The sequence below is a fragment of the Pseudofrankia coriaricola genome (genome assembly GCF_032027725.1).
GTDB lineage: Bacteria > Actinomycetota > Actinomycetes > Frankiales > Frankiaceae > Pseudofrankia.
Genome location: NZ_JASNFO010000088.1, coordinates 35,244 through 54,923, shown reverse-complemented (window position 1 = coordinate 54,923; position 19,680 = coordinate 35,244). Strand labels below are relative to the sequence as shown.

General features: G+C 69.7%; 13 protein-coding genes. 9 read left to right on the top strand and 4 right to left on the bottom strand.

All coding sequences use genetic code 11. The features are described 5' to 3' along the window. The first annotated feature begins 387 nt into the window (after nucleotides 1–387). Entirely contained in the window at nucleotides 388–6,972 is a 6,585-nt protein-coding gene (locus tag QOZ89_RS36730) for a wHTH domain-containing protein (RefSeq protein WP_312628490.1), read from the top strand. A 57-nt stretch (nucleotides 6,973–7,029) separates the two neighbouring features. Here QOZ89_RS36730 and QOZ89_RS36725 read toward each other — a convergent pair whose 3' ends face one another. Further along, nucleotides 7,030–7,866 carry an SMP-30/gluconolactonase/LRE family protein gene (locus tag QOZ89_RS36725; protein ID WP_071051847.1) on the bottom strand — a complete coding sequence of 279 codons (837 nt, stop codon included), beginning with the start codon at nucleotides 7,864–7,866 and terminating at the stop codon, nucleotides 7,030–7,032. A 136-nt stretch (nucleotides 7,867–8,002) separates the two neighbouring features. On the opposite strand from QOZ89_RS36725, the gene QOZ89_RS36720 reads away from it, so the two are divergent. The 6 genes from QOZ89_RS36720 (at nucleotide 8,003) to QOZ89_RS36695 (ending at nucleotide 14,683) form a co-directional block, all read left to right on the top strand. After that, nucleotides 8,003–8,371 (top strand): DUF4345 family protein, encoded by a 369-nt coding sequence (locus QOZ89_RS36720; RefSeq protein ID WP_071051848.1) that lies wholly within the window; start codon nucleotides 8,003–8,005, stop codon nucleotides 8,369–8,371. A 364-nt stretch (nucleotides 8,372–8,735) separates the two neighbouring features. Beyond that, the gene (locus QOZ89_RS36715) at nucleotides 8,736–10,196 is read left to right on the top strand and encodes an MFS transporter (protein ID WP_083419445.1); all 1,461 of its coding nucleotides are present in this window, start codon (nucleotides 8,736–8,738) and stop codon (nucleotides 10,194–10,196) included. Nucleotides 10,197–10,273: 77 nt separating this feature from the next. Next, nucleotides 10,274–10,783 (top strand): MarR family winged helix-turn-helix transcriptional regulator, encoded by a 510-nt coding sequence (locus QOZ89_RS36710; protein WP_241842119.1) that lies wholly within the window; start codon nucleotides 10,274–10,276, stop codon nucleotides 10,781–10,783. Nucleotides 10,784–10,857: 74 nt separating this feature from the next. After that, on the top strand, nucleotides 10,858–11,010 hold the full coding sequence (locus tag QOZ89_RS36705; RefSeq protein WP_349308061.1) for a hypothetical protein: 153 nt from the start codon (nucleotides 10,858–10,860) through the stop codon (nucleotides 11,008–11,010). 318 nt (nucleotides 11,011–11,328) lie between these two features. Beyond that, entirely contained in the window at nucleotides 11,329–12,678 is a 1,350-nt protein-coding gene (locus QOZ89_RS36700; protein WP_312628486.1) for a YhgE/Pip domain-containing protein, read from the top strand. A 640-nt stretch (nucleotides 12,679–13,318) separates the two neighbouring features. Beyond that, on the top strand, nucleotides 13,319–14,683 hold the full coding sequence (locus tag QOZ89_RS36695; protein WP_083419446.1) for a low temperature requirement protein A: 1,365 nt from the start codon (nucleotides 13,319–13,321) through the stop codon (nucleotides 14,681–14,683). Nucleotides 14,684–14,749: 66 nt separating this feature from the next. Here the strand turns inward: QOZ89_RS36695 and QOZ89_RS36690 are convergent, their stop codons facing one another. Then, nucleotides 14,750–15,586, bottom strand: coding sequence for a TetR/AcrR family transcriptional regulator (locus tag QOZ89_RS36690; protein ID WP_241842121.1), 837 nt, complete (start codon nucleotides 15,584–15,586; stop codon nucleotides 14,750–14,752). A 216-nt stretch (nucleotides 15,587–15,802) separates the two neighbouring features. Between QOZ89_RS36690 and QOZ89_RS36685 the strand changes: the two genes are divergently transcribed. Then, a complete protein-coding gene (locus QOZ89_RS36685) occupies nucleotides 15,803–16,993 on the top strand; it encodes a cytochrome P450 (RefSeq protein ID WP_071051852.1) in 1,191 nt (396 codons plus the stop codon). A gap of 44 nt (nucleotides 16,994–17,037) precedes the next feature. Here QOZ89_RS36685 and QOZ89_RS36680 read toward each other — a convergent pair whose 3' ends face one another. Both QOZ89_RS36680 and QOZ89_RS36675 read right to left on the bottom strand, forming a co-directional pair. Then, nucleotides 17,038–17,274, bottom strand: coding sequence for a VOC family protein (locus QOZ89_RS36680; protein ID WP_071051853.1), 237 nt, complete (start codon nucleotides 17,272–17,274; stop codon nucleotides 17,038–17,040). A 115-nt stretch (nucleotides 17,275–17,389) separates the two neighbouring features. Beyond that, complete coding sequence (locus QOZ89_RS36675) at nucleotides 17,390–17,980, bottom strand: TetR/AcrR family transcriptional regulator (RefSeq protein WP_071051854.1); 591 nt, start codon at nucleotides 17,978–17,980, stop codon at nucleotides 17,390–17,392. A gap of 91 nt (nucleotides 17,981–18,071) precedes the next feature. Between QOZ89_RS36675 and QOZ89_RS36670 the strand changes: the two genes are divergently transcribed. Further along, nucleotides 18,072–19,604, top strand: a complete 1,533-nt coding sequence (locus QOZ89_RS36670; protein WP_312628483.1) for an MFS transporter — start codon at nucleotides 18,072–18,074, stop codon at nucleotides 19,602–19,604. The last annotated feature ends 76 nt before the right edge of the window (nucleotides 19,605–19,680 follow it).

The window sequence follows — 19,680 nt, the reverse complement described above, 5'->3', positions numbered from 1 at the left end:
CCGCTCAGGACGTCACCTGTTCGGCCGGGCACGACTCGACGAGGCGAGCTGCGCATTGGTCGTCGGCGACGTGTGCGGCAACGGGGTGCGGGCGGCTCGCGTCGCCCGAGCGGCGCTACGTACAGTTCGGGAACACGCAGGTCAGAAGCTGCCAGCGGGTGGACCTTGCCTATCAGCATCCGATCCGATTGATCGTGCTTGTAGGAGTTGAGATCACGATCCACCCGGTCGGCGCCCGGGCGGCGCCCGGGCGGTCTGAGGACCGCGGTCGCTGCGTGGCGTGGATGAGAACAGTCCGCGACCGCTGCTGACGGGTCGGCGGCGTACCGCCGTCGGCAAGGTCGCACTTTCAGCCGGGAATCGTATGCGAGCTGCCATACTTACCCTGTGTTCGACGGGGGTCACCACACCACAGGATCCGCTGATCGGTGGGACTTCTTTGTCTCCTACACCCAGGCGGATCGTGCCTGGGCCGAGTGGATCTCCTGGCAGCTCGAGGCGGCAGGCTTCCGCGTCCATCTCCAAGCATGGGACATGGTGGCCGGGACCAACTGGACGCATGCCATGCAGGACGCCATCCGAGACTCAGCCCGCACCCTGGCCGTGTTGTCGGCTGCATACCTCGACTCGGCCTATGGAACGCAGGAATGGCAGGCAGCCGTCGCTGCGGACCCGGACAGCGCCCGCCGACGGCTGATTCCGGTCCGAATCGAGGACTGCGACCGCCCTGGTCTGCTCGGGCAGGTTGTCTCGTTCGATTTGTTCGGTATGGCCGAGCACCGCGCCCGCGGCGAGCTGCTGATGAGGGTCCGCGAAGTGATCGCGGGCCGCGCCAAGCCGACCCATGAGCCCGTCTTTCCCGGTGTGTCTGTCTTGTCTGGACCGGGCGTGACCTCGCCGGCCTTCCCCGGCGCCGAGAGCTATCACAGCGCGTCGACACAGGACCGGCCGGCGGAATTTCAGGCCCTGCTCATTGGCATCGGCTCCTACGAGGACGAACGGCTCCCCGCACTGCCGTGGCTGTCGGGCATGCTCGACAGCGCGGCGGAGCGTTTGGAGTCCGTCGGCTACCGCACCGAAATCCACGATCGCTCCCGGTCGGGCGCGAGCGCCGTGAAAGCGGCTGTCCACGGTTTTCTTCGCAGCGCCGCGGCCGGCTCCACCCTGCTTCTCCTTCTTGCGGGAAACGCGGTCCATCGCGCTGCGCGGGGCGCGGACGTTGGCCGCGACTTCCTTGTTCCTGCGGACGCCACCGTGGGATACCAGCCCTTCTGGGACCTGTGCGTGCCTGTCGACTGGTCCGGACCGCTCGCCCACACCGCAGCCGCTCGGGTGCTGGTGCTCGTCGACGGCATCACCGAGTACGACGACGTCGTCTGCGGTGCGGTCACGGACCTGGGCTGGGCAACCGGCCGCATCGAGCCCGCGCCCGGAGTCGACGTCGCTTACGTCTACCGCAGCCGGGCCGCCGGCGGTGGGGGCGACGACGCTCCCGATCCTGCGGCTCGCCCCTCGCTCACGCGCGCGCTGATCGACGTGCTCGCGACCCGCCCGCTGCCTCGGACACTAGCGGATTTGCACGCGGCGCTCGAAGGCGTCATGGCGAGTCCCGCGCCGGGTTCTGGGGCCGGTAGCGCATCGGATGGTCGGCTCGCCGTCTTTGACCAGCCGAACGCGCAGGGTAGACCTGCCTCGGGCAGGGACGACGGCGCGGGCACAGATCAGTGCTGTCTGCTCCGTCCACTGTCACCCTGCGACCCGCTCCGCTTCCTCCCCTTCCCCGCGCTGCCCGACGAAGACGCCGCGGATCCTCCTCCACACGCCTGGACTACGGCCGCCGAACACCATCGCGCCTGGGAGCGCACAGCCGACACCCTCGCGACCGCCGCGCTTCGGGCTGCCACCGGCGACCTCGTGGACCGGCTTGGCCGGGCACACCACACTGCGGCCGAGGTTCTCGCCGGCGATCCTTGGCACGATCCCGATCTCGCCCGTCGGATGGCGCGCCGCGTCGAGTTCCTCATAGGCAAACTGCCCGCCGGGCCCGAGGAGCTGTCCGCCGCTGAGGCGGCGTTGCTCGTGGTCGGGCCCTACCTGCATCAGACCGTCTGGACGGTTCTCGTCGCCCAGGCAACGGTCGCTCATCCTGGCTGGACCGATGATCTGACCGGCCGAGCCGAACGCGCCGACTTTGACGCGTTCACGACCGGCCACCCCCGGCTTGTCCGCCGGATCGAGAGGGCCGGGCTAGCGGGTGACCAGCCCGCGGCCTCGGCCGTCACCTGGTGGCTCGCGCACAAATGGTGCGAGTCTCATGTGACTGCCCGCTGGGAGAACGTACTACTAGAGCTGCTCCCCGGCGTAACCGCTGAAGGCGGCCAGGAGAGCCTCGCGGCCGAGGTGTTCCGGACGGAACGGCTGGCAGAGATCCTTACCGCGCTGCGCGCGACGGCCACGTTCCTGAACCAGTCGGGGCGGGTCGGGGCGCTGCGGGACGTGGTGATGGTCGCTCCGGCGACGAGTGAGGAGATGCCGCTACGGGAGCGGCTCGTCGGCTACCTCCTCGCGATCGGGCAGAAGATGGCGCTGGAGCTGGCGGCGCTGCCGGCCGTCCTTGTCGAGCACCTCGGCGTCGCGGACGCTGTCGACCTGACGGACGTCCAAACGGCGCTGCGGCGCGCTCAGTGGCAGGGCAGAGGCCGCTCCACCCGCGCCCTCGCGGTCGAGTGCCGCCACCCGGCGCTGCAGGTCGCCCTGGAACGGCACACCGCGGGACTCGACGCCCTCCTCGCGGAGGCCCATCGCGCGACCGCCGAGATCCCGGCGCTTGCAGGGCTGCCCACCCATGCCACGGCCGATGGCGTCCGCGCCACCGAGATCGATGGCCACCCCAGCTACACTTCCGCCGGCGCGCAGTTCCGCCTCGCGGAGGACCGGGTGCAGGAACTGCTCATGGGCGAACAGCTCTATGAGAACCGCGCGCTCGCGGTACGCGAGCTTTACCAGAACGCGCTTGACGCCTGCCGCTACCGTCGCGCCCGCACCGAGTATCTGGCCAGGACCACCGGCCGGCCGTCTTCCTGGACCGGCCGGATCGACTTCCGGCAGGGGTTTGAGCCCGACGGCACGCCCTACGTTGAGTGCCGTGACAACGGCATCGGTATGGGCTACCGGGAGATCTCCGACGTCTTCGCCGAAGCCGGTACACGGACCGTCGACCTTCCCGAGGTCGTCGAGGAGATGGGCCGCTGGGCGGCCTGCGACCCGCCAATCGAGTTCCACCCGAACAGCCGTTTCGGCGTCGGTGTGCTGAGCTATTTCATGATTGCCGACGAGATCCGGGTCGAGACGTGCCGCCTGGGCCCCGACGGGCGTCCGGGTGAGCTATTGCGCGTCACGATCGCCGGCCCGGGCAATCTCTTCCGCATCGAGCCGCTGGGCCCGGGGCGGGAGAGCGGCACCACGGTCAGACTCTATCTGAGCCGGGATCCCAAACGGCCGTCGATCTCGTGCGTGGACATCCTGCGACGGATTCTTTGGGTTGCCGAATTCGACACGTATGCCGCCGAGGGCGCGGCGCTCGAAAAATGGCCCGCCGGTCGGCTCGCTCCTTCGGCACCCGTGGGGACTCTTGACCCGTTCCAGGAACTACTGCGTCGCATGACGACGCAGATCGTCGCGGCCGGTGGTGGCGTATGGTGGTGCAACGGTGTTGGCGCCATCCTCGCCGATGGGCTATGGGCCGGCGAGGCTATCTTCGGCGTTGTGCTGGATCTGACCGGTCCTTTGGTCCCAGAGTTGTCGGTCGACCGCAACAAGATCCGAAAATTGTTGGACGAACCAGCGGTCGATGTCGTGCTTACGGCCGCACTTACCGTCCTGCGGTCGTCCAATGCATTAGAAGTGACGGTCGAATGGTTGACAGCATTCGCCTATTCGTTCCCTCTGGTGGCCGATGCCTTGGTCGAATTGATGGCTGCGGATGGCGAATCTTGGGCGGGAGTCGGGAAAGGACGTGTGCCTGTTAGTCGAAGCGGTCTACTCGCCACGGACAGTGCACTCTGGCTCTTCAATCCCCTTAATCGCCCTGCCGCCCGATCGGGTGTTAGCGCGATCTATCCATTCAGAGTCCCTGACACCATTTTCTTTTCGCGCCTTGCTATCTGGGCGCACGGCGAACCGGGCGGAGACAGCGAACGCGATCACGGACGTCGCGAACGGGTAGTGCCAAGCGACCTGGAAGTAATTCTGATTGCGAGTTACCGCAATAAGCTCGCGCCTGTAGTTATAAGATCGGATGTCGGCTTCCTAGCCGGTAGTCTGCGAACGACGCCGCAGGCGGTCGGTCGGCGAATTCGTCGACTTGGCTTCCAAGTACCCAGCCTGAAGGGCATGGAAACAGCGGACATCTCCGAGCTTGAAAAGACAGTATTGAGTAGGGACCTTGACGGTCAATCTCCCTTGCTGGGCTGGAGATGGCGCGACGATGGCGTGAGTCCCGGCCACGTCCTCGCAGCTGCGAGTCGCCTGATGCTACCGCCCGAGGAGATATGCAATCGTCTCGATCTCCTGGGAGTCGCGGTGTGGCCGCCCCTTGTCGGTCCTGTCGCCGTAGTCCCAATGGACCTCGTTCTGCAGAGCGCCAAGCTGGACGGACGAGGTCCCTGGCTCTCGCCGGGCAGAGTGAGCCGAGCACATGTGCTGCGATCCGCCCTCTACACAGAACTCAGCCCGGCCGAGGTCTCCGACCGTTTGCATAGGTTCGGCTATCGGGTGCCAAGAGCTGAGGGCCTGGAAGGCATCGTCCTCGGTGAAGGCGATGCACTCATCGTGAGTCGGGACACGTCTGACGGGCTGGGCGAGACCCCGGTTCCTACGAGCTATCTCCGCAGCCTGCTACCTGAGGAGCGGGGATCTCGTAGTCACAACGTTGACAGGCTCCGCGAGCTTGGATTTCCGGTCGCGAGAACAATTCGTCTACCGAAAGATCCGTCACCAGATTTTGCGGATCATTTTCCGCAAGTCGGGAAGAGCCACCCACTGTGGACGATGGGGAGCGCCGTAAATCGGGTTCACCTCCTCGGCCTTGCGGGCGTCACCAAGGTCGCTTATCCGGCGTTGATCGAAATGCTGCGCGCGGAAGGCTACACCGTGGCTCGCGTTGCCGAGCCGAGAGGATCTCGTGTCGCGCGGCTCGCCGAGATCAGCTCGTTCAGTCTTGAAAAAATGTTCGCCGGAGGCAGGTGTGAAATTAATGACTTGCTGTATATGGTTGGTGCGGATGGAATTTCGATAGGCGACGTTCTCGCGCTGTTGGAGGAGACTGGAATCGCGTTCCCGGAACTTGGTGGCATGGAGATCACGCACGACGACGGCGTAGTGCTGAGCTCGTCATTTACTGGCTGGGCGGATCTTGCCCACGTGGGAAATTTCATTCCCGCAGCGCAGGTACACGCTGCTGCGAATCGCCTGCGTCGACCTCCTGGGGAGGTCGCGTCTCGTTTGCGCCAACTCGGGCTGGCGGCGGCCGACCCAGCAGGGCTGATGGCATCGCCTATTCGCCCGACCGACATCGTCCTGCTGGCGCGAGACTTCGACGACCAGGACGCTTTTGTTCTCGATGCGCGTGTGCCTGGCGCGCACGTCCTGCGCGCAGCGGCGCAGTCGGGGCAGGAACCGCGCGCCGCCGCCGGCAGGCTCAGCGAGCTCGGCTTTGACGTCGACGCGGTGAGGGATACGGAGCTGACCGCGGCGGAGGAGCGCACGGTCGTTGACCTGCTCGATGTAACGAATGATCCCTTGCTCAAGCAGGGCTGGGCGGGGCTCAGTCGGGCCAGCATCTTAGCGACCGCGTTCCGCGACGCGGCTCGGCGCCAGTCGCGCGGTCCGGCGGAGCTGGCGGCGTGGATCGGTGGGCTGGGAGCAGGCCTCGCCGTCTACGCAGGAGCGAACTTCCCGGATGAGTTGAGCTTTGACGACATCGACCTCCTGACCTGGGCGCTGGACGGCGAGCCGCCGTGGCTGGCGGACGACGACATCGGCCTCGGACACGTCCTGGCTGCGGCCGGGATCACCGGCCGGTCGCCAAGCGACATAGCCAGCCGACTCGGGAGCCTCGGCTTCACCCTCGCCGAGCTTCCTGCCAAGACGCCGGACGGCGTGGACGCCGTCGACGTCGTGCTCCTGAGTAAGCATCTTGACGGGAAGGCGCCCCGCCTGACGGACCCACGGGTGCCGTTGGCGCACGTTTACCACGCGGCGTGCGTCCTAGCCTGCGACGTGGCCGAGGTCCGGGAACGGTACGAGCGGCTCGGTCTTGACTTGGTGGGAGTGCCGAGGGAACTGGACCGGATGGGGCGTGAGCACGCGACGGTCGTATTCCATGCGATGGACACCGCCGGGCCGGACGCTGACCAGCTCTGTCCAGCCCAGATCCTGGCTGTGGCCCAGTTTACTGGGTGTGACATCGAGACTGTCCGCACCTCGTTCGCCGACCTCGGTCTGTCCGTGCCGGCCTCGGGCACCCTTCCCGATTTGCCGGCAAGCGCGCTGACTGCCCGGGACGTCATCCTGCTCAGTTCCCGCCTCGATGGACGGGGCCCTTGGCTGCGCGCGGGCGTCGCGCCGGTCGCCCACGTCATCGCCGCGGCCGGTTACCTCCGCTGGTCGCCCCGTCGCGTCGTCGACAGGCTGGCTGAGCTTGGCTGCGCCGTGCCCAGTCTGGTCGACTCCGCACTCGAAACCTTCGTGGACGGCGTGGACCGCCGGCTCGCCGACCTGCTCATCGATTCGGCCGAGGCATTCGTGGACCGGCCGGTCTCACGCGCCGAGGTGCTGGCCTCATCGTTCCGGTTCCGTTGGACCCCAGCGCGGATCGCCCAGCGCATGATCGAGCTTGGCTTCGCCGTTCCCTGTGCCAGCTCGTTGCCGTCCCAGGACGCAGCCGATGAGCACCGGACGGGCGGGAGCTAGCGTTCCGCGCCGGACGCGTGCTGGGTGCATAGTCCTTTGTCTGTTAAAGCGGCCCGGTCAGGGCCTCCCAGCGCCGGGCGCGGGCGCAGGGAACGCCACGACCCGCCCGGTGGGCTGCGCCGGCCCGGGCCCACCCCAGGCCTGGCCGACGACGAACAGGCGAGGGTCCTCGCCGCGGCTGAGCGCGCAGGCGAACGCGCCGTGGTCCAGGTCGATCGTGGCCAGCACCTCGCCGCCCTCGCGGACCCGGACGCAGTGCTGGTTGCCGACGTCGGCGTACCAGACGGCGCCCTCGGCATCCATGCAGATGCCGTCGGGGTGGTCACCGGGCGTCGGCGCCCACACGCGCCGGTCGCCGAGGCCGCCGTCGGCGCCGATGTCGTAGGCGGTGAGCTGGTTCGCGTACGACTCGGCGACGATGAGCGTCGCGCCGTCCGGGCTGATCGCCATGCCGTTGGGGAACGCGAGACCGTCGGCGACCTCGTCGACGCAGCCCTCCGGCGTGACGAGCACGACCAGGCCCGGGGCGAAGTCCCCGCCGGGAAAGTCGAAACCGATGGTGTTGACGTAGGCGTTGCCCCGGTCGTCGACCACGATCTCGTTCCACGGCTTCTCCGAGACCTTGGAAAGGTCGGCATGCTCGACCAGGGATCCGTCCGGCTCATGGCGCAGGATCCGCCGCCGCGCCGAGTCCACGACGAGCAGCCGCCCGTCGGGCAGGAAGTCGATGCACATCGGGAACGAGGGGACGGACACCACCACCTCGTGGCCGCCGCCGGCGCCGAGCGCGATCACCTGGTTCGCTCCCCAGTCGGAGAACCAGATCCGTCCATCGTGCCAGCGCGGTGACTCACCGAACACGACGCCGTCCATCAGCACCTCGGGCGCGCTCATGCCGTCCCTCCCTCTCCCTTTCCTTTCTTCGGTTCTGGGACAGACCGAGCGGGGCGCCGGAACTCATCGCTCGTTGTTCAGTGCCCGTTCCTCAGCCATGATCGCGGCGGGGTGTCGCGCGTGCTAGCGTTCGGCCATGAACGCGGGCCGGGTCAGTAGTGCGGCGCTGATGGTGTCGGGGGCGGCCGGGGTCGTGATGCCGGTTCGGTTTGCCACCGCGCTCGACCTGCCGGCCACGACCGGCCGTGGCCGCGCCGAGACGAGAGCCGGCCTGGGCGGTACCTACGCGGCTCTCGGCGGATGGGCGCTCGTCAGCCGCGCCCCGGCCGCCCGCACCGCCGTCGGCGTGACCTGGCTGGGCGCGGCCGCGGCCCGGCTGGTCTCGTTGAAGGTCGACCGCCCGCGCACCGACTGGATCTTCTGGCTCTCCCTCGCCATGGAGGTCGGGCTGGGGACGGCGGCGCTGGTATCCAGGCCCGAGGCGGGGGAGCTACCGGCCGACTGACGCTCACGGGCCGGCGCGGCGCGGGCGCGCGACCCGCGTGACCGTGTCCGGCGCCCGGGACAAGGCGGCGTCGCGGTGAGGACCTCGGCCACGGGCCGAGATCCTCCCGTGTAGATCCCCCGCCCAGATCCGTCCGCGGCCGGGCAAGGCCGACCTGCCGGGAACGTGGCTTGGTCCCCGCACGCGTTGGCGTTGCTCGCGTCGCCGTCGCCCGGTTCCGTGTCGGCCTTCCGTTGTGGCCTGACATCTCCCCAGGTGATCATCTTTTCTGTGTGGAGGATTTCCATCCGCTTGTGGCTAGTGCGCGACATCACCGCCTCTACATGCATGTAGCATGCATGTCGACGCCCGCGGAAGGAAGACCATGATTCTTGCTGCAGGAGCCAGGAGCACGCCGCCGGCCGTCTCGGTAGCCGTGCTGTGCGCCGGCGGGATGACGGTCTCCTTCACGCAGACGCTCGTCATCCCGATCCAGTCGGAGCTGCCGCAACTGCTCGGCACCTCGCCGTCCAACGCCCCCTGGGTCGTCACCATCACCTTGCTGGCCGCCGCGGTGGCCATGGTCGTCGCGGGCCGCCTCGCCGACCTGTTCGGCAAGCAACGGGTCCTCGTCGTGAGCGCGGCCCTCCTCGTCGCGGGGTCGTTGGTGTGCGCGCTCTCGAGCACGCTTACGCCGATGTTGGTCGGCCGCGCCCTGCAGGGCGTTTCGTTGGGCTTCATTCCGGTGGGAATCTCGCTCATCCGCGAGATCACCCCGCCGCGTATGGCCCCTACCGCCCTGGCCACGATGAGCGCCACGCTGGGTGTCGGCGGCGCGATCGGCCTCCCGCTGGCCGCGTGGATCGTCCATGTCGGCAGCTGGCACACCCTGTTCTGGGTCTCGACGGTCGTGGCCGCCGTCATACTCGTGCTCACGATCGTCGCGATCCCGCACGTCCACGACAGCCACGGCGGCCGTTTCGACCTGGTCGGCGCGCTCGGCCTCGCGGTGGGACTGGTCGTGTTCCTGATCGGCATCTCGAAGGCCACCGACTGGGGCTGGGGCAGTGCCCGCACGCTCGGCGCCATCGCCGGCGGCCTGGTCGTGCTGGTGGCCTGGGGCGCCTTCGAGCTGCGCCAGCCCGAGCCGCTGGTCGACCTGAGGTCCACCGCGAAGCTGCCGGTGCTGATGACCAACGTCGCCGCCATGGCCGTCGGCTTCGGCATGATGGCGCAGTCCATCGTGATTCCGCAGCTGCTCGGGCTGCCCAAGGGCACCGGCTACGGTCTTGGGCAGTCCATCCAGGCGGTCGGGCTGTGGATGGCGCCCGCCGGCCTGATGATGCTGCTGTTCGCGCCGATCTCCAGCGCGCTGATCGGTGGCATCGGCCCCAGGATCACCCTCATGATCGGCGCCCTCGTCATCGCCGCCGGCTACGGCCTCGGAACCCTCCTCATGGACGCCTCGTGGCAGCTGCTCATCGTCACGTGCGTCGCGTCGGCCGGCGTCGGCATCGGCTACGCCGCCATGCCCACCCTCATCCTGGACGCCACGCCGGCGGCCAAGGCCGCCGCCGCGGTCGGCCTCAACTCCCTGTCCCGCTCGGTGGGCAGCAGCGTGGCCGCCGCGCTCATGGGTACCCTGCTGACCAGCAACACCACCGCTTTCGGGCCGACGGAGCTGCCCAGTCAGCGCGCGTTCACGCTGTGCTTCGGTGTCGGCGCCGCCGCGGCCCTCCTCGGTGCCGGGCTCGCCGCGTTCATCCCCCGCCGTCGGCCGGACAGGGCCGGCACCGCCGCGGCGGTCGTGGCCGCCGGCAAGGAGGACGTCCCCTCCGCCGTGTGAACCGCCGTATCCCGCCCCGCGGCTCGCGGAGAGCATGATCGGGGCACGTCGGACGGGGCGCAGGCGAGGTGGGACAGGTGAGCGCGAAGGTCAGAGCGGACGGCGCGCCGGGGGAGCAGCCGCCCATCGAGGAGACGCTGCTGCGGGCCATCGGGCGCGAGGTCCTGCGGCTCAGCCGGCGTCGGGTCCAGACGCCCGAGGGGTCGATACTCGACCGGTCCAGCTTCCGGATCCTGTGGGCGCTGACGGAGATGGGCCCCTCGTCGATGGGGGATCTGGAGAACGTGCTGCAGCTGGAGCAGTCCACGGTCAGCCGCCAGGTGAAGTCCGCGATCAGCCGTGGGCTCATCGAGCTCCACCCCGTGCCCGGCACCCGGCGCCGCCTGCTGAGGCCGACCCCCCAGGGCGAGAGCGCCTACCTGCACGAAGGCACCCTGCGGGGCGAGGTCTTCAGGAAGGCGCTCGCCGAGTTCGGGCGCGACCGCGTCCAGGCGCTCGCGGCCGAGCTGGGCGCCCTCAACGACGCCCTCGACCACGCGACCGCCACCACCGCGACGACCGCCGACGTGCCGCCAGCCGGCAGCTGACCCGCCGGTTCCGGTCGTTACCGCTCGTCGGCGGTCGAGGGCAGCTCGGCGAGGACCAGCGCGAGCAGGCCTCGGTGTGCCGCAGGCTCTGTGCTCGGCGCGTCAACAGCCTGCTCGCGCTCGGCTTCACCGACGACGACGTGGCGGGTGACGGCAGCGGCCGGCTCGTTGACGCGCTCGTCGCCCGGGGTTCCGCGGACCAGGTGTGGACCCGGAGTTCTGGATGAAGAGTGAAATACTTGTGGATCTGTCGCCGGCGTGCACCCGCCTTCGTCCAGCGCTCGTCAAGAACCCGGCTCTACGCTGACCCTTGTTCGAGGTTGAGAACAACAAACATCGAAGCTCGATGTTGGAGGGTCCGCATTGGTGACGGTGACTCACAGACGTTGCCCACCGGACTGGCGGCGGTATCGACCGGCACGGTGCTCGCAGCGCCCGCCGAGCACGCGAACACCCTTGTCCGCGCGTCCCGTGGTGGGCTGGCGGCCTTTGGTCGGCCCACAGACCGAGCGGCCCAGAGGGTCTGAGTGAAACGAGACGGCCTGTTGAGTCCGGAGAACGGGACACCGCGGGATGAATTTCCGGTCCGCGCGCGCGACCTTCTTCGGCAACGCCCGGTGTGGGTGCTGCCGCTAATCCTGGCCTCGGTCGTCGTCACGGCGATGACCGCGCTGTACCTCGGGTCAGCGGTAGACCCGCTGGCTCATGTGCGCGGCCTGCCGGTCGAGGTGGTGAACAGCGACCGCGGGGCCACGCTGGGAACAGAACACCTCGACATCGGCGGGCAGGTCGAGGCCGGCCTGCGGGCGAGCCCCGCGGTGTCCCACCGGCTGCGCCTGGAGCCCGTGACCCTGTCCGAGGCCGAACGAGCCATGAACCGCGGGCGTGCGTACGCGACCATCGTGATCCCGCCTGACTTCACCGCCTCGCTCCTGGCGGCGGCCGGTCTGCCGACGGCCGGGACGACGGGTGGCGGGGCAATCCAACTGCTGACCAACCCGCGCGCCGGCACGCTGGGCGCGAGCCTGGCCACCGGCATCCTGCAACCCGCTGTCGCCGCCGCCTCGCGGACGATCAGCGGCCAGCTCACGGCGGCCGCCGGTGCGGGGACCCGGGACGCCGCGACGACGGCGTTCCTGGCCCACCCGGTGACGGTCACGACCAGCCAGTTCCACCCCCCGCCGCAGAACAGCGCGCTGGGCCTGAGCGCCTTCTACCTGGCCCTGCTGACCCTCATGTGCGGGTTCCTGACCGGGACCATCCTGCACGCCACCGTGGACGCGGCGCTCGGCTACGGCACCTCCGAGGTCGGTCCCCGGTGGACCCAGCTCCAGCCGAAAGCGATCAGCCGGTGGCGGACCCTGCTGACGAAATGGGCGATGGCGGCGGTCCTGACCGCGGTGGTGACTGGTCTGATGCTCGCGGTGGCGGCCGGCGCTGTGGGCATGGACGCTCCGAATCCGCTGCTGTTGTGGCTTTACGCGTGGCTGTGCTCGGCCAGCGTCGCCGCCGGAACGATCGTGCTCTTCGCGGTGCTCGGCACCCCCGGGCAGCTGGTCGCCATCCTGCTGTTCGTCTACGCAGGCCTGGCCTCGGCCGGCGGGACCGTGCCCATCGAGGCACTACCCGACTTCTTCCGGCTGCTCAGCGAGGCCGAGCCGTTGCGGCAGATCCTCGCCGGCGACCGGGCCATCCTGTACTTCGATGCCCAGGCCGACGCGGGCCTGGCCCGTGGCCTCGTCGCGGCCGCGATCGGCCTGCTCTGCTGGCTCGCCGCGGGCACCCTGATCGTCCGCTGGTACGACCGCCGGGCCATGCACCGGATGACTCCGGAGCTCCTGGCACACGTCGACCGCGCCGTCCAGGACTACCGCGCCCAGGAACGGACCGAATGAGAGCACGGGGCCCGTCGTGGTGGCCCTCAATACCGGCCCGGTTTGTTCGCTGTCATTGCCGCAGACTAGATCGGCGTACTTGATGGCCGGTTGAATGTTGTGGATCTGGCGCCGACGTGCGCTCTTTCCTCGTTCAGTGCTGTTCGGCCGGACCTGGGCCGGCGCGGGCTCGGCCATGCCGGACGGGGTCGGCGGGTTCGTCGAGAGCCCGAGGTTCTACCCGTATCTGTCGGGCCGTCGGAACATGGAGCTGCTGGCCGGGCTGGACGGCGGGGTCGCTGGCGGGCCGCCGCGATCCTGCTGCGGTTGTGGGATGATCGGCTCGTGACGACGCGCGGCACCGTTCGGGAGTGGTCGAACGAGGCAGCTTCAGTAGCACCTCACGATCAACCGGGAGGACGACCCAGCCCCGACCTGACCACACGGCGCCCCCGATGAGACCGATCGCGTGCCGAAACAGCCGGCAAGCGAGCCGCCGCCGACCGCAAACGGACGTGATCAGTAGCCGGGCCGGGTTGGAAGATCCGATGAACAGCGGCCTATCTCGGCGGACCGATCCTCTGGCCCGCCCGCCGGCCGCGGGCGGATCGTTTCCCGGCGGCCGACGACGGTCGGTGACCGCAGTGGGAGGACTCCACCCGTGACCGCATCGGACCAGGCACCCACGCCCGCTGGCCCCGCCGGTGGCGACAGCCCGGACGTCCCGGCCCCGCCGGCCGGCCGGCGCCGGGCGCCGGTGAGGATGACGGGCCGGATCGTCCCGACCGACTCCACGCACCGGGTCACCACCCTCGAGCTCTTCTTCGACCTCGTCTTCGTCTTCGCCTTCACCCAGGTGACCGCGCTGGTCGCCGACGACCCGACAGCGCGCGGCGCCCTGCGCGGCCTGCTGCTCCTCGCGATCCTGTGGTTCGCCTGGATCAGCTACGCCTGGCTGGGCAATCAGGCGCGGGCAGACGAAGGTGTGCTGCGGGCGGCGTTGATCGCCGCCATGGTGGCGATGTCCGCGGCGTCGCTGGCGGTGCCGGAGGCGTGGAACGACCTGCCCGGCGGCCTTGACGCCCCGGTGGTGCTCGCGCTGGCGATCGTCGTCGTCCGCGTCGAGCATCTCCTGGTTTACGCGGTAGCGGCGCGTGGGGATGCCGTGCTGTTGCGCCAGATCGTGGTTGCGGCCGTGCCCGTCGCCGTGGCCGCGGTCCTGCTCGTCGTCGGCGCGTTCGCCGACGACGGGACTCGGACCTTGATCTGGCTCGCCGCGCTCGCCGTCGACTACGGCGGCATCTTCGTGACCGCGGGCGAGGGCTGGCGGGTGCATGCCCCGGGGCACTTCTCCGAGCGGCACGGGCTGATCGTGATCGTGGCACTGGGCGAGTCCGTCGTCGCCCTCGGCGCCGGCGCCGCGGCGTATCCGGTGAGCTGGGCCGTTCTCGCCACGATGGCGCTGGCGATCGCGGTGTCGGCGACGATGTGGTGGCTGTACTTCGACGTGGTCGCGCTCGTCGGTGAGCGGATCCTGCGCCGACGAACCGGCGCAGCCCGGACGGCGATGGCCCGCGACACCTACACCTACCTGCATTTCCTGTTGGTCCTCGGGATCCTGACGACCGCGCTCGGCATAAAGAAGGTGGCCGGCTATGTCGCGGACACGACCGACCATGACCTGACCGATCCGGTCAAGGGTCTCGCCGCCGTGACGCTCGGGCTGGGACCGGCGCTGTATCTCATTGGTGTCAGTTCCATCCGGTGGCGCAACGTCGGAAAGCCGAATCTGCCGAGGCTGGTCGTCGCTGTGCTGCTGCTCGCGATCATCCCCGCGCTGAGCCATCTGCCCGCGCTCGCCGCACTCGGGCTGGTCGCGGTGACGATGGCCGGCGTGACCGCGTTCGACGACATCCGCCTTGCCAAATCGCGGGACGTCATCCGCCACCATGATGGCCTCGCGCACCTCACCCCGGCGGACCTCGCCGAACCAGTCCCGCAACCCCGCCAGGAACCCAGCCGATAGGGGCCGACACCGGCACCATCACCACAGTGGCTGGAACCGGCGTCGAGGGGTATTCCGGTGTCGCCGTCACCGGGTTCCGGGGAGCTGGCTGGCCACGCCGTCGAGAAAGATGGCCATGCTGTGGTCGAAGACGTCGTCAGCCCCCGCGGAGACGTAGGTGCTCCCGGACGCGCGCAGGGCGGTGAACTGGTCGGCCGGTAGCCGGTCGAGCAGCTCGTCGAACCCGTCGGATCCCATCGCCCCACCCGGGCCCTGGCCGCGGTGGGCCCGCAGGATCACGGCGCTGGCCATGAGCTCCAGCATCGTGATGGTCGCGTAGCCCGCCTGTTCGGCGCTCAGCCCGGCCTCGAGGAACAGGCCGAGGGCCGCGTCGACGACGCGCAGCATGTTCGGCCCGTAGCCCGATCTGCTCCGCGCCGAGGGCGGCAACGGCTGGTCGAGACTGATCCGGCGGAAGTCGCGCATCAACGCCTCGACGTCGGCCCGCCAGCCTCGGCCGGTGCGGTCGAGCCGGATGTCGCCCATGACGTGGTCGGCGATCAGCGCGATCAGCTCGTCGCGGCTGGCGATGTGCCGGTAGAGCGAGGCGATGGTGGTGTCGAGCCGCTCGGCGACGCAGCGCAGGGTTAACGCGTCGAACCCGCCCTCCCGCAGGACGTCCAGCGCCGCCTCGACGATGCGGTCCGAGGACAGCCCTCCCGGACGCGGGCGTCGCCTGCTCGCGGATGCCGCCCGCTGGGCCCACCAGCGGGCCGATCCCGCCTCGGGCGGTGCGATCCCGCGTCGGGGGGCTGCCGGCCCAGGGGTGGAAGAACCGATGTCGCACGCGTGTGTGCTGGCCTCGCGCTCAGGCGCGTCGAGCCGGGTGTCGCCGCCGGTCTCCGCGAGTGATCGCCGCTCCATTCCACTATTCAAACCCATCTTGACGGTGCGCGATCGGCGATCGCATACTCCATCCACGGAAGGCGATCGTCGATCGCATCTTGGGTGAGGTGTGCGGTCCTGGACGCGGTCTCGCGACCGCCGACCGGGAGTCGTGCCCGTGTCGAGCGGCGGTGTCTCACCGCTGCCTCGCCATCTCCGCCGTGCTGTGACCACCGCGAGCGAAGGAAGGCCAGCGTGACCGAGGATCTGTACTGGGATCCGTACGACAAGGCGATCGACCTGGATCCGCACCCGCTGTGGCGGCGGATGCGCGACGAGCGGCCCGTCTACCGGAACGACAAGTTCGACTTCTACGCGTTAGCGCGGTTCGAGGACGTCGACGGCGCCCACCTGGACCCGGCCACCTACAGTTCCCGCTACGGCACCGTGCTGGAGGTCATGACCCCGGAGCCCTGGGACACCGGGCAGATGATCTTCATGGATCCGCCGGCCCACACGACCCTGCGGGTGCTGGTCTCCCGGGCCTTCACCCCGCGCCGAGTCGGCGGCCTGGAAGGTGTCATCCGCGAGACCTGCGCGGAGCTGCTCGATCCTCGGGTCGGCGGCGATGGGTTCGACTACGTGCAGGACTTCGCCGCGCAGCTGCCTTCCATCGTCATCTCCCGGCTCATCGGGGTCGACCCGCGGGACCGCGAAGAGGTCCGTCACATGATCGACGGGACCTTCTACCACGACGAGACCGCCGGGATGGCCAACGAGATCGCCGTCGCCGCCGCCAGGAAGCTGCACGAGTACTTCACCGAGCAGATCGAGGCCCGGCGTGCCGCACCTCGCGACGACCTGATGACCGCCCTCGTCCAGGCCGAGGTCCGCGCCGCCGACGGCGGCACCCGGCGGCTGTCCACGCGGGAGGCCGCCGACTTCACCGTCCTGCTCACCGCGGCTGGCACAGAGACCGTCGCCCGCCTCCTCGGCTGGGCCGCCGACATCCTCGCTGCCCACCCTGACCAGCGGGCCGAGCTGGCCGCCGACCCGTCCCTCGTCCGGAACGCGGTCGAGGAGACGCTGCGCTACGAGGCGCCCTCGCCCGTCCAGGGCCGGGTCACCACCCGCGACGTCGAACTGCACGGGATCACGATCCCGGCCAAGTCCAAGATCCTTCTGCTGACCGGCTCGGCCAACCGCGATGACCGCGAGTACGACAGCCCCGACGTCTACGACATCCACCGCCGCGTCGACAGCCACGTCTCCCTCGGCCACGGCATCCACTTCTGCCTCGGCGCCGGGCTCGCCCGCCTGGAGAGCCGGGTAGCGATCGAGGAGACCCTGAGGCGTTTCCCGACCTGGGAGGTCGACCACGAGAACGCCGTGCGCCTGCACACCAGCACGGTCCGCGGCTACGAGAAGCTCCCCATCGTGACCTGAGCCCGCGTAGAGGTCAGGCCACGTCCGGTCACCGGTGGGGTCGGCTAGCCCGCCACCAGGGGGCGAGGTTCGTGGATGTCCCGCAGTTCCGGGTCGGTGATGAGGGTTAGCTCGCCCCGCATGCCGTCCGGGTCACGGAACCAGAAGCTGTGGAACGCGCCGAGGTCCTCGACCGTGCCGTCGCTCATTCCGCGCGCGACGAGGCGGTCGCGGGCGGCGCGGAAGGCCTCCGGCGACGCGGCGGTGAGCGCGAGGTGATCCAGGTGCCCGCGGTCGAACATGGCGGGGACCGCGGCGCCGTGTGGGTTGCCGGTGACCTCGACGGGATGCAGCCCCCTCTGACTGATCTTTGACTTGCTGGAGCAGGCCGCGGGGCGAACGTTCGTTGAAGCGGCACTAGATCCCCTCGCGCACCATGCGGAGGACCTCGGCGAGGCCGACCTCTCGCTCGGCGGGTGAGGCAGCGCTCAGCGGGCCGTCGAGGACGAGCATGGCGAAGCCGTGCACCGCCGACCAGGCCCCGATCTCGGCGTTCTGGCGCCGGGCAGGGGTGATCGCCCCGGTGGCGACGAGCTCGTCGAGGCGTTCCGAGAGCTGGACGTAGGGATGGCGGACGTCATCGTCCGGGGTGATGCTGCCAAGCGACCAGATGCAGACCATGCGGAACAGCCCGGGGCGCGTCGTGGCGAACTCGACGTAGGCCCGCCCCGATGCCTCGAGCCGGGCCATCGCGGCCTCCATGCTGTCGCCGGTGGCCGCCTCGGTGACCCGATCGGCCACCAGCCGGCCGAACTCGGTCATGGCCCTCGCGGACACGGCGCGCAGCAGGGCGTCGCGGTCGGCGAAGTGCCGGTACGCGGCGTTGTGCGAGACGCCTACCCGGCGCGCGGCCTCGCGCAGCACGACCGCGTCGGGGCCGTGCTCGGCGGCGAGCTCCGCGGCGGCGGCGATGAGCGCCTCGCGCAGGTTCCCGTGGTGGTAAGGCATCACCTAGATGTTGACACAGGTAACTTCCTTGGTCCACCATGCCGGAAGTACCCACTGTCAACATTGAGGCTGTCGACACTAAGGATCTGGGATGGCGAGCAACCGATACGCCGTACTGACGGTCGCGTGTCTCGCGACCTTCGCGATCAATCTCGACACCAACCTCGTGAACGTCGCGCTGCCGTCCCTGACCCGAGAGATCGGCGCCAGCACGCGGGACCTGCAGTGGGTCGTCGACGCCTACAACCTGGCCTTCGCCGCGCTGGTGCTGGGCGCTGGCAGCCTTGGTGACCGGTTCGGGCGGCGCCCCGCGCTGATCATCGGCCTGCTCGGCTTCGCCGCCGCCAGCGGCCTCGGCGCGTTGTGTACCGGGTCCGGGCAGCTCACCGCCGCGCGGGCGGTGATGGGCGTGTTCGCGGCGTTGATCTTCCCGACCACGCTGTCGATCATCACCAACGCCTTCCCCGTCCGGCGCGAGCGGGCCAAGGCCATCGGGATCTGGGGCGCCGTCACCGGCGTCGCCGTCGCCACCGGCCCCGTCATCGGCGGCCTGCTGCTCGAGAACTTCTGGTGGGGCAGCGTGTTCGTCGCGCTCGTACCCGTCGCGATCGTCACCGCGGGGCTCGCGGTCTGGCTGGTTCCCGAGTCGCGCGACCCGGCGGCTCCCGGCATCGACGTGCCCGGCGTGCTCGCCGGCTCCGCGACGATCGGCCTGCTCGTCTACATGATCATCGAAGCGCCGCACCGGGGCTGGCATGCCCCACTCACGATCGCCGGCTTCGCCGCGACCGCCGTGCTCGCCGCCGTGTTCGTGATGATCGAGCGCCGCGTGGCGCACCCGATGCTCGACGTGTCGGTGTTCGCCACCCGGGCGTTCACCGCCGCGAGCATGTCGGTCACGGTGGCTTTCTTCGCCCTGTTCGGCTTCATCTTCCTGGTGACGCAGTACTTCCAGTTCGTGCGCGGTTATGGCCCGCTGTCCACGGGTGTGCGCATCCTGCCGGTCGCGGGCACCATCGCCGCCGGCTCCGCGGCCGGACCGGTGCTGGTGGCCCGGTTCGGCACCCGCCCCGTCGTGATGACCGGGCTCACCCTGCTCGGCGGCTCGTTCGCCTGGATCGCCGCGTCGCCGCTGGATGTGAGCTACCTGCTGATCGTCGGACAGATGGTGCTGATGGGCCTCGGTCTCGGCCTCACCCAGGTCCCGGCCACCGAGTCCATCCTCTCCGTCCTCCCACCCGCGAAGGCCGGCGTCGGTTCGGCGATCAACGACGCCACCCGGGAAGCGGGCGGCACCCTCGGCGTGGCCGTGGTGGGTAGCGTCTACACCTCGATCTTCGTCAGCCACCTCAGCGACTCCAGCCTCGCGCAGCTGCCCGCCGGGCTCCTCGCCCAGGCGACCTCGTCGGTGGGCGCGGCCCTTGACGTGGCCACGCGGGCCGGCGGCGGGCCGCTCGTCGACGCCGTCCACAGCTCGTTCCTGTCGGCGTTCCACATCGGGTGCATCGTCGGCGCCGCCGTCTGCTGGGCCGGTGCCCTCGCGGCGTCCGCACTGCCGGGACGGCCGCGGCCGCTGCCGCTGGTCGCTGAGCCGGAGGCGACGCCCAGCTCCGTGCCCGCGTGACCGGCAGTTCCCGCGGACCGGCGCCGTCCACGCGACGGCGCCGTTCGCGTGACGGCGCCGTCCGCGTCACCGGGTC

What these genes read in the sequence shown, in the direction of transcription:
- QOZ89_RS36725 (WP_071051847.1), bottom strand. Translation starts at nt 7,866, where the DNA reads ATGAGCGCGCCCGAGGTGCTGATGGACGGCGTCGTGTTCGGTGAGTCA.
- QOZ89_RS36720 (WP_071051848.1), top strand. Translation starts at nt 8,003, where the DNA reads ATGAACGCGGGCCGGGTCAGTAGTGCGGCGCTGATGGTGTCGGGGGCG.
- QOZ89_RS36715 (WP_083419445.1), top strand. Translation starts at nt 8,736, where the DNA reads ATGATTCTTGCTGCAGGAGCCAGGAGCACGCCGCCGGCCGTCTCGGTA.
- QOZ89_RS36690 (WP_241842121.1), bottom strand. Translation starts at nt 15,586, where the DNA reads ATGGAGCGGCGATCACTCGCGGAGACCGGCGGCGACACCCGGCTCGAC.
- QOZ89_RS36680 (WP_071051853.1), bottom strand. Translation starts at nt 17,274, where the DNA reads ATGTTCGACCGCGGGCACCTGGATCACCTCGCGCTCACCGCCGCGTCG.
- QOZ89_RS36675 (WP_071051854.1), bottom strand. Translation starts at nt 17,980, where the DNA reads ATGCCTTACCACCACGGGAACCTGCGCGAGGCGCTCATCGCCGCCGCC.
- QOZ89_RS36670 (WP_312628483.1), top strand. Translation starts at nt 18,072, where the DNA reads ATGGCGAGCAACCGATACGCCGTACTGACGGTCGCGTGTCTCGCGACC.